Genomic DNA, 14,764 nt, shown 5'->3' with positions numbered 1-14,764 from the left:
TTTCCTTTATTGTACAATAACATGGGATATTAGCGAGAGATGCACCGACGGGCATAGATTCATTTCAGACATTTGGAAGGCTGGTGCATAGAATATCCGAAAGTGTAACCATCGTTCTGGAATTTGAAGTGAAGGTTGTAAAATAAGGAGAAAATGATGAAGAAGACAAAGATTATCTGTACAATGGGCCCGAACACAAACGACAGAGAATTATTAAAAGAACTGGCCTTAAACGGCATGGATATTGCCAGATTTAATTTTTCCCATGGCGATTACGAAGAACATAAATCAAGACTGGAGCTGCTGCAGAGTATCAGAGAAGAACTGGATCTGCCGATCGCTGCGCTGCTTGATACAAAAGGTCCGGAAATCAGAACAGGACTTTTAAAAGACGATAAGAAAGTGACATTAAAAGAAGGACAGACATTTACTCTGACTACCAGAGAAGTGCTTTCCGACGAGAATATTGCATATATCAACTACGACAGGCTTCATGAAGACGTGGCTGCCGGCAACAAGATCCTGATTGATGACGGTCTGATCGAGATGGAGGTTGTAAAGGTTGAGGGTACGGAAATTGTCTGTCGTGTTGAAAACGGCGGCGAATTAGGAGCCAGAAAAGGCGTGAACGTACCGAATGTAAAGATTAAGCTCCCGGCCCTGACAGACAAGGATATCCAGGATATTCTGTTCGGCATTGAGGTGGGATTCGACTTTATCGCGGCTTCCTTCGTGCGCAGCGCAGATGCCATCTATGAGATCAGACAGATTCTGGAAGAACACGGCGCAAGCATGGCGATCATCGCCAAGATCGAAAATGCGGAAGGAATTGAGAACCTGGATGAAATTATCGAGGCTGCTGACGGTATTATGGTAGCCAGAGGCGATATGGGCGTTGAGATCCCGCCGGAAAAAGTTCCCTACATTCAGAAGACGATTATTGAGAAATGTAACAAGGCGTGCAAGAGCGTAATTACAGCGACACAGATGCTGGATTCTATGATCCGCAATCCCCGTCCTACGAGAGCTGAGGTTACGGATGTGGCAAATGCCGTTTATGACGGAACGGACGCCGTTATGCTGTCAGGAGAGACTGCCATGGGCAAGTATCCTGTTGAGGCTGTTAAGATGATGTCACATATTGTGGAAGAGGCAGAATCTCATCTCGATTACAGCGACTACCGCCGCAGAGACAAGATTATGAATCATACCAGCAATATTTCCAAGGCAGTAAGCTATGCAGCTGTTTCTACCGCTCATGACCTTCAGGTAAAGGCAATCGTAACGCCTACGATCAGCGGATTTACCGCCAAGATGCTTTCTAAATGGAGACCTCTGGCGCCGATTATCGGATTGTCTCCAAGTTCATCTACCGTTCGCCAGATGCAGATTTTCTGGGGCGTTATACCGCTTCAGGCCAAGAGAGCCGATTCTACCGACGTTCTCGTTTACTCTTCCATGGAGCTTTTAAAAGAGAAAGGCCTGGTGAAAGAGGGCGATGTAACTGTTGTAACGGCGGGAGTTGTAAGTTATTCAAGGCGTCATGAGCCGGCCAGCGATACAAATATCATGCGCGTTGTTATCGTTGATTGAGATTAAATACATCTATTCAGTCAGGGCGCTGAACTGAGGTACACAGCAGAATAAAATTCCAATAAGAGGAAAAGACTGGACAAAGGGGTCTGTCAGCAGGTATAATATGAAAAATTGCGGAGCGGAAAGGCTCGCAGAAGCTCATGGGATACCGAATGACGGGCCCCGTTTGCCTTAAAAGGACCCGGCACAGCCGGTCAGCAATGAGTGAGGGCGGCGCATCTTCCTGTATGTCCGCCGTTCTGAACAATTATCAAATGATATACGAGAAGGAGATAAGCAGTTATGAAAAAGACCCCTTTTGTCACCCTGGAGCAGCTTCAGGAGATTACGAAATCATACCCAACCCCTTTTTATCTATACGATGAGAAAGGAATACGTGAAAACGCAGAAAAACTGAAAGAAGCATTTTCATGGAATAAGGGATTTAAAGAATACTTTGCAGTAAAGGCTACGCCGAACCCATATATCCTTCAGCTTCTGAAGGAGTATGGCTGTGGAACGGACTGTTCTTCAGCCACTGAGCTGATGATGTCCGATGCAGTTGGCTTTTCCGGTCATGACATCATGTTTTCCTCTAATGATACGCCGCCGGAAGAGTTCAGGATGGCAGATGACCTGGGAGGCATTATCAATCTGGATGATATTACCCACATCAGCTGTGTAGAGCAGGTACTGGGAAGAATTCCGGAGACAATCAGCTGCCGTTATAATCCGGGCGGAATATTTCAGATGAGCAACGGCATTATGGACAATCCGGGCGACTCCAAATACGGCATGACGGATGAACAGATGGTCGAAGCATATAAGATACTGAAATCAAAAGGCGCGAAGAATTTCGGTATTCATGCGTTCCTTGCCAGCAATACGGTCACGAATGAATACTATCCCAAACTTGCAGGAATCCTCTTTGAAGTGGCTGTAAGGCTGAAAAATGAGACGGGAGTCCATATTTCCTTTATCAATCTTTCCGGCGGAATTGGAGTACCCTACCGTCCGGAGGAGGAACCGAACGATATTATGGCGATCGGTGCGGGCGTAAAAAAGGCATTTGAAGAAATCCTCATTCCGGCCGGAATGGGTGATGTGGCTATTTATACGGAGTTGGGCCGGTATATGCTCGCGCCGTATGGCTGCCTGGTGACAAAAGCAATCCATGAAAAGCATACGTATAAGGAATATATCGGTGTAGACGCATGTGCGGTAAATCTGATGCGTCCTGCCATGTATGGGGCATATCATCACATTACCGTTATGGGCAGGGAAAACGATCCGGAAACTCACATGTACGATGTGGTAGGTTCCCTTTGCGAGAACAATGACAAATTTGCGGTTGACCGTATTTTACCGGAAATTGAAAAAGGCGACCTTCTCGTTATTCACGATACGGGCGCTCACGGATTTTCCATGGGATACAATTATAATGGAAAATTAAAGTCGGCGGAGCTTCTTCTCAAAGAAGATGGTTCCGTACAGATGATCAGAAGAGCGGAGACGGCACAGGACTATTTTGCAACCCTGGACTGCTGTCCGATGATGAAGAAGTATTTATAGACGGTAAAAACCCTCTGCCGGTGATGGGAGCAGAGGGTTTTTTATTTCGATTGTATTTCAAAAAGTATTAAAAGGATTTTGCATTTCTTATGATCTTAGTATATCATAGCCTTCTGGAAAATGTTTGTAGATTGTTTGAATAGATTCTGAAGAAATTCTTAATATTCCATACCATAAAATACGGACAGATTGTTCTGAAATAGAGAAAAGCCGGCAATATTTTATTGAAAAAACGGGGTTTTTCGGGAAAGTAAAAAGCAGCCGGAAGGCTTCTGCCCTCGGCTGCTAAAACTTACATTATTTTTACGCAGATATGCTTATGCAAGACAAACGTTAACTGCCTGAAGTCCACGCTGGCTGTTTGTGATGTCAAATGTTACAGCCTGTCCTTCTTCTAATGTCTTGAATCCGTCTGTGTTAATACCGGAAAAATGCACGAAAATATCTGTATTGTTTTCGGAATTAGTGATGAAGCCGTAGCCCTTCTGTGAGTTAAACCATTTTACTGTACCTTTGTTCATGAAAAGATACCTCCTGAATAATATTATTATATTTTTACGAAAAGAAAAAAATCACATACTCGTGTAAATCATTAATAGAATAATGATTTACATGAATATGTGAAATCAAAACTTTATCAAAAATACTTCTTTAAAATAACATGAAATTATAGATTTGTCAAGAGAAAATCATGGATAAAATACTATTTCCGGAAGAAATGGCAAGACTATATGTATTAAGAGAAAAGGAGGAAGAAATATGCTGGAAAAAGTAGAAGAGAAAGCAGTGGTGCATTTCCTGGGCAGGTTTACGGAGTACCCGTTCCTCGTCCGATTCGGCAGTCATGATTACAGAATGGGGGAAGGAAATCCTGTATTTACGGTAGACTTTAAGAAGACGATTCCTGCGTCCAGGCTGCTTACGAGTACATCGCTGGCTTTAGGCGAGGCATACATGGATGGAGATCTGGAAGTTGATGGCGATCTGTATGAAGCCCTCGATCATTTTCTTGGACAGATCGGAAAATTTTCTATGGATGAAAACGCGCTGAAGAAGCTGATTCATACATCGACATCGAAAAAGAACCAGGAAAAGGAAGTAACCAGCCATTATGATCTGGGAAACGATTTTTACAAGCTGTGGCTGGACGAAACGATGAGCTATTCTTGCGCGTATTTCAGAAATGAACAGGATACGCTGTATGAAGCACAGGTAAACAAGGTGGATTATATTTTGAAAAAACTATACCTGAAGAAAGACATGACGCTTCTGGATATCGGCTGCGGCTGGGGCTTTCTGCTGATTGAGGCCGCAAAAAAATATGGAATAAAAGGTACGGGGATCACGTTGAGCCGGGAGCAGTATAACGAATTTAAACAGAGGATCCAAAAGGAAGGTCTGGAAGACCGGCTGGAGGTCCTATTGATGGATTATAGGGATCTGCCCAAGTCAGGAAGGAAATTTGACAGAGTCGTAAGCGTAGGCATGGCAGAGCATGTGGGCAGAGAGAACTATCACCTTTTTATCGACTGTGTGAATGAATGCCTGAAAGACGGAGGACTGTTTCTGCTTCACTTTATCAGCGGGCTGAAAGAATATCCGGGGGATCCATGGATAAAGAAATACATTTTTCCAGGCGGCATGATTCCCAGCCTCCGCGAAATGATATCCTGCATGGCAGACGATAATTTTCATACGCTGGATGTAGAAGATCTGAGGCTGCACTATAACAAAACCCTGCTGTGCTGGGAGGAAAATTACCGTAATCACATCGATGAGGTCAAAGAGATGTTCGATGATAAGTTCGTTAGAATGTGGGAGCTCTACCTCGCGTCCTGCGCGGCTGCTTTTCATAACGGCGTAGTGGATATTCATCAGGTCCTGGCTTCAAAAGGGGTGAATAACAGCCTGCCGATGACGAGGTGGTACTGACCTTCAGAAAGGAACGGCCCTTTTTCAGTACGGCTGGCTGACGTATCTGAATTTGAACAATAAAAGAAGCAGTTAAGAGACCGTGCCATATGAGGTCAGCGTCATATGCTGCATGGGAACTTAGCTGCTTTTGTTATTTACTTTTCAGGAAAGATCGTATTCTTGTACAGGAACGTTCTGATACTTGAATAATGTAAATAATGTAAATAATGTAAATAAAGAAAAACGCAAATTTAAATTAAATGCATTGACATTATATGAAAAACATGTATAATAGAGGCATAAAGAACAAATGAATAAAAGCAGGAAGGAACGAAGGATATGAATGTGTATGAAGCGATGTCTCTGATGATTAATTTTGCCACGTTTTTACTTCTTCTGCTTAATTTTGTCAAGAAAGAATCATAAATCAATCAAGAAGAGAAGCAGAAAAATCGACAGAAGGGATATGAATGATGGAAGAGAGAGCAACCAGTAAAGAAATCAGAAGACTGATCAGGGAAGCCATTTCACAGATCGGACTGAACGATGTGGCGGAGATTCGGGAATACATAGACCACCGCATCGGTAAGCCGTATACATCCGGACAGCTGTCCGGATGCTTTACGAATATGTGCAAAAGCGGGGAACTGCAGAACGTAGAGCGGGGCGTATACAGAATGGGGCCTGGCTTTGAAAAGAAAGCAGGATATTACAAAAAGGCCAAATATGTATATACAGGCAGCGTTGTAGAAGCAGAGGGATCAGCTGCGTCGGCGTCAGGTTCGGGAAATGAGCGCTTTGCAAGAACAAAGCAGGAAATCGGAAAAACATTAAAACAGGCGGCCGATGATTCTATGAAGCGGATCAGTGAAATGAAGATTGGGGAGATTTCCGTTAATGATTTCCGGTTCATAGAGGAACTTAACCAGCTGAACGAGGCGGTCAGGGCTTTCTGTCAGAAACATGAGATTTAAGGGCTGAGGGCTGTTACTGAAGAAAAGGCAGGTAATTATGTATATAGGAGATTTACACATCCATTCCCGCTTTTCGCGGGCTACAAGCAGGGAAGGTACGCCGGAGCATCTGGATCTCTGGGCGCGCAAAAAGGGAATCCAGCTGGTAGGAACGGGAGACTTTACCCATCCGGCCTGGAGAGAGGAACTGAGGGACAGGCTGACTGCCGCTGAAGACGGGCTGTATCGTCTGAAGGATGAATACCGTCTGGAAAATGAGGCGGCAACGGATGCCATACAGCCCCGTTTTGTAGTGTCAGGTGAAATCAGTTCGATCTATAAGAAAAACGGAAAGGTGCGGAAGGTACATAATCTGATTCTGCTTCCAGGATTGGAAGCAGCGGAACTTCTGTCAAAAAAGCTGGAGACGATTGGAAATATCCATTCGGACGGACGCCCTATTCTGGGGCTGGACTGCCGTGATCTGCTGGAAATCATGCTGGATATCTGCCCCAACGGCATCTTCATACCGGCTCATATATGGACGCCCCATTTCTCCATGTTCGGTGCATTTTCCGGGTTCGACACAATCGAAGAATGCTTTGAAGATCTTACCCCTTATGTTCATGCGCTCGAAACGGGACTGTCTTCCGATCCGCCTATGAACTGGAGACTGTCGGCTCTGGACTCCTATCAGCTGGTATCCAACTCCGATGCCCATTCCCCGTCAAAACTGGGAAGAGAGGCGAATCTCTTTGGAACAGAATTATGCTATGAGGGGATGGAAAGGGCCATACAGACAGGTGAAGGTCTGGAAGGCACAATTGAGTTTTTTCCGGAGGAAGGCAAGTATCATTACGACGGACACAGAAAATGCCATATCTGCATGAGCCCCCTTCAGGCAGAGGAAAACCAGGGAATTTGTCCCGTATGCCGTAAAAAGCTGACCATTGGCGTGGACCACAGGGTAGAACAGCTGGCTGACCGGAAAGAAGGATATGTCCGGCCGGATGCAAAGCCCTTTGAAAGCATGGTTCCCCTTCCGGAAGTGATTGGCGCTTCCACAGGCCGGTCTTCTGCAGGTGCGGCGGTGCAGGCGCAATATGAAAAAATGCTACAAAAACTTGGGCCGGAATTTGAAATTCTTAGAGAAGTACCGGTTGAAGATATTCGTAAGGAAGCGGGATATCTCGTATCGGAAGGAATCAGAAGGCTAAGGGAAGGAAATGTGAAACGACTGCCGGGCTTTGACGGTGAATATGGGACGATTAAGCTTTTTGAGCCGGGAGAGATTGACATTCTGGATGGCCAGCTGAGCCTGTTTCCAGGTTTTGGGGCCATGGAATCAGCAGCCGCAAAATCAGAACGCTGTCCGGCCCTGGAGGCAGGAGACGAAAGCCGGACGGACGTGAATCAGAGAGCTGTGACAGCACAGAACAGGGCGGCGGAGGAAAGTACAGCATCCGATGGGCAGATAATGGAGATTCATGTATCAGATGTATCAAAGGATATATCGGCAGGCATGAATGAGGCGCAGGAAGAGGCCGTACATGCTGTGGACAGAGTGACGGCTGTTATTGCCGGACCGGGAACAGGCAAGACACGGACTCTGGTGGCGAGAATTTTGTGGCTGCTTCAGAACAGAAAGGTAAAGCCATCTGAAATTACGGCTGTGACGTTTACGAATAAGGCGGCAGAAGAGATGAAGGAACGGCTGAAGGGTCAGCTGGGGGCAAGAAATGCGCGCAGGATCAATATCGGCACGTTCCATTCCATATGTTGGGAACAGCTGAAGGAGCTTGGCAGTTTTTCACTTGCGGATGAAACAGAAACGCTGGAAATTGCAGACGATGCCATGAGGCAGTTCGGAATAAAAGGAACTTTACAGCAGTTTCTACGTCAGATATCTCTTTGGAAAAATGAAAAAAGGCCGGAGGGGGAAGAAAACTGGGAAGCGTTTTCCTATTATGATGAACGGCTGAAAGAGAGAAACCTGCTGGATTTCGATGATCTTCTTCTGGAGACTCTGAAAGAAGCAGAGGCAGGAAGGCTGGACAAAAAGAACTTTTCCTATCTGCTGGTGGACGAATTTCAGGATATCAGCCCAATCCAGTATGAGCTGATCATGGCCTGGAATAAAAAGAAACGGGAGTTATTCGTAATTGGAGATCCCGATCAGGCTATTTACGGATTCAGAGGAGCGGATGCGAAATGCTTTGACCGCCTCTGCAGCGACTGGAATGACGTACATGTCATACAGCTGAAAGAGAATTATCGTTCGTCCGGCCGGATCGTAACGGGGGCCGGTGCGGTTATCTCAAAGAATCCGGGAATGGAACGGGTGCTTCATGCTGTACGCGAAGAAGGGCAGCCAATCCGGGTGGTGAAGGCGAAGGGAGAAATGGCTGAGGCCATATTCGTGGCAAAGGAAATCAACCGTCTCGTAGGCGGGATTGATATGCTGGATGTAGAAGAACGGGAAAAGGGCGGTGATACAAAGATCAGGAGTTTCAGCGATATAGCTGTTCTCTACAGAACCCATAGACATGCGGCCTTGCTGGAGAAGTGCCTGAAGAAAGAGGGGATTCCATATGTAGTAACCGGGCGTGAAGAATTTCTCGAAGAAAAGCCGGTCCGTGGAACAATCTGTTTTTTCAGGAGTCTGGTGAGCCCGGAAGACAGCCTTTCAAGAAAAACAGCCTTAAAGCTGCTGTGGAATCTGGATGAGGATTGCATATCGGGGAGCATATATGAAGCGATGGCAGAACGGTATAAAACATCGTTTAAAAAGGAAAAGCCACAGAAGATCATGGACAGATGGATGGAAGACATGGGATTACAAGAAGAGGAATCCATGGAGAAGCTTGCTTCTATGGCGTTATTTTACAAGAATATGGAGGAATTTCTGGAACAGCTGGCATTCGGCAGAGAAAGCGATCTGAAGAGATGCGGTGGAAAAACGTACACATCAGATTCGGTGACGCTGATGACTCTGCATGGCTCAAAAGGACTGGAATTTCCGGCAGTTTTGATTTACGGAGCCAGAAAGGGAATGCTTCCGCTGGAAAACAGCAGAGGAGAATCGGATGAAGAAGAGGAGCGCAGACTGTTCTACGTAGGTATGACAAGGGCCATGGAGGAATTGATCGTGACTTCAGGGCTGGAGCCTTCTTGTTTTTTGGATGACATACCAGATGAAGCATGCATAAGGGAATATGCAGATAAGAGAAACGGCACAGACCGTCCTGTACAGATGAGCCTGTTTGATTTTATGTAAGGTATGCATGATATCTGATGTTTCCACCATAATACATATGGAAAGAAGAAAAGCCATTAAAAGGAGGATTTTTATGAATCTGACGGTTTTAAACCATATGTCTTACGGCGTGTATATTGTTACTACGATGGATGGCGACCGGCCCGTAGGATGCACGGCTAACAGTGTTGCACAGGTCACGGCAGATCCCTGTTATATCACTGCCAGCATTCACCATGATAACTTCACCAATGAATGTATTCAGAAAGCAGGAAAATTTGCATTTTCCATTTTAAAGGAGGATTCAAAGCCGATTCTGATCGGAAAATTCGGTTTTCGTTCCAGCAGGGATACGGACAAATTCGAAGGGACTGAATATGAACTGGCGGATGGAATGCCGGTATTGAAAGACACGAAAGGATATGTCGTGTGTGAAGTAATCAATACGATGGAAACGGAAACACATACGATATTTTTGGGAAAGGCTGTGGAAGGAGAAGTATATGATTCGGAAACTCCTGCCATGACATACGAGTATTACCATCGGGTGATTAAAGGGAAAAGCCCGAAAACAGCTCCTGTTTCATACAGGGAATAAGCGATACAAAGGAGAATAGATGGATAAAAAGGTAAAGAAAAACCTTCCTTATATCCTCGATCAACTGGATGAGATATATGGCGTAACAAAGGAAGGATTCTATCACCACGAGCCATGGCAGCTGCTGATTGCGATTATGCTGAGCGCTCAAAGTACGGACAAGCAGGTGGACGAGGCAATACCGGCCCTGTTTGACCACTATCGGACAGTTGAGTCCATGGCGGAGGCACCGGCCGAGGAGATTGAAGATTACATTCGTTCGGTAGGCCTTTATAAAAGTAAGGCAAAAAATGTAAAACAGTGCTGCGGACAGATTGTCAAGGACTATGGCGGAATTGTACCAAAGACGATGGAAGAACTTTTGAAGCTGGCAGGCGTAGGCAGGAAAACGGCAAATCTTTTCCTGTCAGACGCCTATGGCATACCGGGAGTAACTGTGGACACCCATGTATTCCGGATATCCAGACGTCTGGGCTGGGCGGAGGGGAAGAATCCTCAGGAGGTGGAAAAAGAGCTTCGGGAGCTGCTTCCAAAGGAACACTGGATCAGAATTAATTTTCAGCTGATCTATCATGGACGTGAAGTCTGTACGGCCAGAAAAGGCCGCTGTGAAAGCTGCAGTCTGGAAGAATGGTGTATGAAACGGTTGTGAGGGCACAGGAAGTATGAAAAGAAGAGAGCGGTTACATATTTCAGGAAATATCTGAGGACCGGCAGGAAATAAGATTGCACAACGCGGTATCACAGAAATTAAGAGAGTGCGGCAGGAAACAATGACTGTTTCTTTTCTGCAGCACTCTCTTTTTTGTTCTGAGAATTTATTACTTCAATTCTTCTATATATTTTTTCGCATCTTTTAAGAAGCTTAAAATGATTAGAAGAATAACAATTCCGATTGGAAAAGCGGCAATTATGGACACGGTCTGAAGATTCGCCATGGAATTTTCACTGAAAACAAGGGCAATGGGCAGCAAGATCAACATAATGGACCAAAATGTTTTTACTGCCATATGCGGTTCCTCGTCGGCATTGATCTGTTTATACGTATAAGATGAGGCGACGAGAGCGATTGCGTCGAAACTTGTGGCATAGAATGCGATCATAGTAACTGCCAAAAGGATGAGCACGAGCATCGGGAAAGGCAGCGTATTTACGACGGCAATAATCGTCTCGTACAGATTTTCGGTAGACGTATAAATCCCAATGACGTCCAGGCGGCCGTTTACCTGCAGCCCTAGGCCGTAATTACCAAGAATTAAAAAGCTGGTAAACGTACTTCCAAGGCTGAACACATATCCGCCCAGAATGGTCTGACGGATTGTACGCCCCTTGGAAATGCTGCCGATGAAAAACGGAGCGGCTACGCACCAGACCATCCAGTATGCCCAGTAGAAAATCGTCCAGGTCTGTGGAAACGAGGTAGTTCTTGTCGGGTCCGTATAGGTAGCCAGGCCAAAGAAGTTCTGCGCCAGATTTCCAATAGCGGAAAATCCTGTTTCTACGATATAACGGGTCTCTCCGCCGACCAGGAGGACGTAAGCCAGCAGGGCGAAGAACAGATAAATACAAGAAGCGGCAAGCTTTGCAATGCCTTTCATCCCCTTGACTACAGACAAGGTATATACAACGCAGGTGATAATCAGAATTGCAATGGTAATCCACTTGGAATTAGGAATCCCAAAGAGAGAGGCGGTGATCTGACTCATCAGAGGCGTCGCAAGGCTGAACGTAGTAGCGTACCGGCAAGAAGAGCAAAGAGCGCAAGAAGATCGATCAGCCGACCCGGCAGCTTATCTACATGATTACCCAGAAGCGCGCGGCAGGCTTCGGAATATTTCTGTTTGTGACAGCCCCTTACATGAAGCATAAAGCCAAATGAGACTGCAAGCACGAGGTAAAAACTCCATGGGATCGGCCCCCAGTGGAAAATCGGATAAGTGCTGGACCAGTCCTGCATGGATCCCATTTCTCCGATATGAGGGTCTTTGGCGTAGAGAACCCATTCACAGAAGGAGTAGAACAAGATATCGGCCGCAAGCCGGAAGTAAACATCATGGAACTCCAGGCGAATGTAGAATATTTTGGCTTTTCATCCGGTCTGCCGAGACGGATGTCGCCATATTTAGAAAAGGCAATAAAGAAAGACAAGAGGAATACGCCGAGCCCGATCGCAAGATAATAAACGCCTAAGCGGTCGCCAAGAAAAAACCTGGTGGATTCCAGTATGTGTTTCGACGTATCAGGAAACAGAAAAAAACTGAGGCAGAGAAATACGATCATAAGAAATGGAATAATCGTCGTAACCCAGTCGATCCTCCCCTTTAAGTTATCAGAAGTATGATTTTGCATGATAAGTGCTCCTTTCGGTAATACTCAATATGTTCAAAAAAAGATTAAATATTAATTTATTGAACATTGTACCATCTTACTCCTGATTTTGCAAGCATATTATTTATTAAATTGTACCGTATAACAGATCGTGCTGCCTTTGAACACGTTCTCTTATCTGTTTGAGCATGGTTTCCGGTCCGAGAATACGGATGACCGGACCAAAGGACAGAAGCTCGATTAACAGTTCGGTTTCGTCGCTTGGATCATAATAAATGGAACAGAGATAAACGTGACGGTCTTCATCGTATTCCGTATGCTTTTCGTAATTTGCAAAATGCAGCATACACCGTTCCAGAGAATTACGCCTGCCGTCTATTTCTATGCAGACAGGTTCTGAATTCAGAGAGCGAAAGACCGCGTTATCCGGTCTGAACGAGGAAGGGAGTTTTTCAGGAGAAAGGCGGCAGTCGAGAATTCTGCCTATATTTAAGGTAAATGGAACGGAAAATCCTCGTTTTGTCCGCTTCATGCAGAAAAGCCGAAATTTGTCATCCTTGGAAGAATACTGGAGACGGCAGGGGGCGGCTTCCATGACGACAGGCTCCTGATTCTTTCCTCCATAAGAAAGGAGAAGAATCTGTTTTGTCTCAAAGGCGGATAAAACTGTTTGGAAAATGGTAAGATAGGTGCTGTCTTTGTATGGATCTCCGTCGTGAAAACGGTCATAATAATGAAAATCTTCTGTGTGAAAGAGCGGTTCTACGTCGTGTAGCGAAGAGGACAGAAGTTCCAGCTCTTTTTCTGTAAAAAACAGGGAAATCCGGTCGTCGGAGAGCAGGGATTTCAGCCATGATTTCTGTAAGGATGTAAAAGGGACGGATAGCCTGCCGGATGAAAGGGCGGAAGAAAACATAGTTTTTCCTTCGGCAGACAAAAGAGCGCTCCAGCTTCCGCATGTCAGTCTGGGAAGTATGGCCAGAGCACTTTCTTCAAAGGCCAGTTCCCTGCAGATTTCTTCCATACGGGCAGCGGATATGGGAGAAGCGGCGGCTTCTTCCAGGATTTTTCTGACCACCTGATAATAGCAGTTATAAACCTTGTCAAACAATTCTAATGATTTCATATTTCTACCCCCATGAATCTTCGCGGCAGTACATCCGGTACATGATTTCCAAGTCCGCAGTAACTTTGATAACAGCGGACTGATTTGAACTTTGAATATCCAGAATACGGCCCGTAAATGATTTCACCCAGGAAAGGATCTCATTCACATCAAAAAAGAAGCCGCTGTAAATGAACGTATTTTTCTCTGCTCGGATAATTTCTCCGCCGTGGCCCTCCCGGTACAGGCGGTTTAAAATATGCGGCTCCTTTTCCTCATCGATATGCAGCTTGAGACAGAGTTCTTCCAGCCTTGCAGCGCGTCCGCCGAACGAGACGCCGAAACAGTCCGGGATATTTTTTTCCAGTTTTTCGCGGTAAAAGGGAGCGTCATTGCAGAAGGAAGACGGCCGGACAGCTGCGATGCAGTCGAGGCGCAGGTTCAGAAAACGATGTTCCCGTTTCACATAAATACAGACATAGCGCCTTCCTGTTCTGGTGCTTACAAATATTTTCAGAGGCAGCCCTTCGATTTCCGCAACTCTGCCGGAGCGGACGCTGTGGTTTTCCAGAAAAAGATAACGTCCTTCACGAAGAGCCGTTAAAATAGGGTAGAGGATCCCGTCCTCCAGTGTATGTACAATGAAATGATGTTTAAAGCTGAAAATGGAGTTATTCAAACGTTCCTGATCCAGAATCGTACTGCCTATGAAGCCGAACGGAGCGTATTCGGAAAAGAAAGCAACGGCGGTCATCAGATGGCGTCTGGCACAGTCATTCTCAGGAAGCTGGATCGAAAGCGGCTGGTGAAGCCGATAAAAGACGGACTTTTTATCACGGCGGGAAGTGAGAATTTCCAAGGCTTCGTATTCCTTGAGTTTCAGGCGTACGGTCTGGCTGTCAAAGGCAATTCCGTAGGAGGCAGAAATTGCATCGGCAAGCTCTCCGGCTGTCATTTCATTTTCACCGGCAAACAGATCCAGGATGAAAAAATGCAGCAGCAGGTCATTATCGGTAAAACTTTTGGATTTCCATGCAGCATAAAGAGGATTGGAGGAAACGTCAGTTTCGCCAAGGCTTATGGAAACCTGTTTTCCTTTCTGCGTATATCCGGTCCGTATTCGGCCGGACATCCAGCTCTCGATTCTGCGCCGCTCATTGTCGTATGTCCGGGCGCTTTTCTGCGTGAAGTCTCCCCGCACTTTAAATCCATATACATAAAACTGACGCATATAATCACGAATTCTGTCAAAGTTTTTAATTAATTCCTGGAATTCAGCCATAATGATTCTCTCCCGTATTTGTGATATGCAGCTATTATACCATATTTTCTCCGAAAATATGGCGCCTCCGGCGGAATAAAGCGCACGGATTTCAGCGGTGAACGCAGAAATCGGGATGCGCAGGAATAATAACCGCGCTGCGGATATTATTCCGTATTTTCTTCGAAAATATGGTGCCTCC

The 14,764-nt window shown here is 45.6% G+C and carries 10 protein-coding genes and 1 pseudogene; 7 read left to right on the top strand and 4 right to left on the bottom strand.

All coding sequences use genetic code 11. The features are described 5' to 3' along the window. Positions 1-156 precede the first annotated feature (156 nt). Both pyk and DXA13_RS13770 read left to right on the top strand, forming a co-directional pair. Positions 157-1,593 carry a pyruvate kinase gene (gene pyk, locus DXA13_RS13775; protein WP_118245172.1) on the top strand — a complete coding sequence of 479 codons (1,437 nt, stop codon included), beginning with the start codon at positions 157-159 and terminating at the stop codon, positions 1,591-1,593. Between the two features lie 285 nt (positions 1,594-1,878). Then, a complete protein-coding gene (locus tag DXA13_RS13770) occupies positions 1,879-3,147 on the top strand; it encodes a diaminopimelate decarboxylase (RefSeq protein WP_118245170.1) in 1,269 nt (422 codons plus the stop codon). 317 nt (positions 3,148-3,464) lie between these two features. On the opposite strand, the gene DXA13_RS13765 is transcribed toward DXA13_RS13770, so the two are convergent. Further along, entirely contained in the window at positions 3,465-3,668 is a 204-nt protein-coding gene (locus tag DXA13_RS13765) for a cold-shock protein (protein WP_118245168.1), read from the bottom strand. Between the two features lie 238 nt (positions 3,669-3,906). On the opposite strand from DXA13_RS13765, the gene DXA13_RS13760 reads away from it, so the two are divergent. The 5 genes from DXA13_RS13760 (at position 3,907) to nth (ending at position 10,520) form a co-directional block, all read left to right on the top strand. Next, positions 3,907-5,079 (top strand): cyclopropane-fatty-acyl-phospholipid synthase family protein, encoded by a 1,173-nt coding sequence (locus tag DXA13_RS13760; protein ID WP_118245166.1) that lies wholly within the window; start codon positions 3,907-3,909, stop codon positions 5,077-5,079. Between the two features lie 452 nt (positions 5,080-5,531). Next, entirely contained in the window at positions 5,532-6,035 is a 504-nt protein-coding gene (locus DXA13_RS13755) for a hypothetical protein (RefSeq protein ID WP_118245164.1), read from the top strand. A gap of 37 nt (positions 6,036-6,072) precedes the next feature. Then, positions 6,073-9,291, top strand: a complete 3,219-nt coding sequence (locus DXA13_RS13750; protein WP_118245162.1) for a UvrD-helicase domain-containing protein — start codon at positions 6,073-6,075, stop codon at positions 9,289-9,291. A gap of 73 nt (positions 9,292-9,364) precedes the next feature. Further along, the gene (locus DXA13_RS13745; RefSeq protein ID WP_243009142.1) at positions 9,365-9,868 is read left to right on the top strand and encodes a flavin reductase family protein; all 504 of its coding nucleotides are present in this window, start codon (positions 9,365-9,367) and stop codon (positions 9,866-9,868) included. A 19-nt stretch (positions 9,869-9,887) separates the two neighbouring features. Next, complete coding sequence (gene nth, locus DXA13_RS13740; protein ID WP_118245160.1) at positions 9,888-10,520, top strand: endonuclease III; 633 nt, start codon at positions 9,888-9,890, stop codon at positions 10,518-10,520. A gap of 169 nt (positions 10,521-10,689) precedes the next feature. Here nth and DXA13_RS13735 read toward each other — a convergent pair. From DXA13_RS13735 to DXA13_RS13725, 3 genes and pseudogenes are all read right to left on the bottom strand, one after another. Beyond that, positions 10,690-12,148: pseudogene (locus DXA13_RS13735) on the bottom strand (BCCT family transporter). 175 nt (positions 12,149-12,323) lie between these two features. Continuing rightward, positions 12,324-13,322: a WYL domain-containing protein gene (locus DXA13_RS13730; RefSeq protein ID WP_118245158.1), complete on the bottom strand. Its 999-nt coding sequence runs from the start codon at positions 13,320-13,322 to the stop codon at positions 12,324-12,326. Between the two features lie 4 nt (positions 13,323-13,326). After that, the gene (locus tag DXA13_RS13725; RefSeq protein ID WP_118245277.1) at positions 13,327-14,583 is read right to left on the bottom strand and encodes a WYL domain-containing protein; all 1,257 of its coding nucleotides are present in this window, start codon (positions 14,581-14,583) and stop codon (positions 13,327-13,329) included. Positions 14,584-14,764: the final 181 nt, after the last annotated feature.

The sequence above is a fragment of the Clostridium sp. AM58-1XD genome, from assembly GCF_003464085.1.
Taxonomy (GTDB): domain Bacteria; phylum Bacillota; class Clostridia; order Lachnospirales; family Lachnospiraceae; genus Lachnoclostridium_A.
The sequence above is the reverse complement of the archived record's forward strand: the minus strand, read 5'-3'. Positions and strand labels throughout refer to the sequence as shown.

Coding starts and splice junctions, on each gene's coding strand:
- DXA13_RS13755 (WP_118245164.1), top strand. CDS start 5,532: ATGATGGAAGAGAGAGCAACCAGTAAAGAAATCAGAAGACTGATCAGG.
- DXA13_RS13765 (WP_118245168.1), bottom strand. CDS start 3,668: ATGAACAAAGGTACAGTAAAATGGTTTAACTCACAGAAGGGCTACGGC.
- pyk (WP_118245172.1), top strand. CDS start 157: ATGAAGAAGACAAAGATTATCTGTACAATGGGCCCGAACACAAACGAC.
- DXA13_RS13760 (WP_118245166.1), top strand. CDS start 3,907: ATGCTGGAAAAAGTAGAAGAGAAAGCAGTGGTGCATTTCCTGGGCAGG.
- DXA13_RS13750 (WP_118245162.1), top strand. CDS start 6,073: ATGTATATAGGAGATTTACACATCCATTCCCGCTTTTCGCGGGCTACA.
- DXA13_RS13725 (WP_118245277.1), bottom strand. CDS start 14,583: ATGGCTGAATTCCAGGAATTAATTAAAAACTTTGACAGAATTCGTGAT.
- DXA13_RS13770 (WP_118245170.1), top strand. CDS start 1,879: ATGAAAAAGACCCCTTTTGTCACCCTGGAGCAGCTTCAGGAGATTACG.
- DXA13_RS13730 (WP_118245158.1), bottom strand. CDS start 13,322: ATGAAATCATTAGAATTGTTTGACAAGGTTTATAACTGCTATTATCAG.
- nth (WP_118245160.1), top strand. CDS start 9,888: ATGGATAAAAAGGTAAAGAAAAACCTTCCTTATATCCTCGATCAACTG.
- DXA13_RS13745 (WP_243009142.1), top strand. CDS start 9,365: ATGAATCTGACGGTTTTAAACCATATGTCTTACGGCGTGTATATTGTT.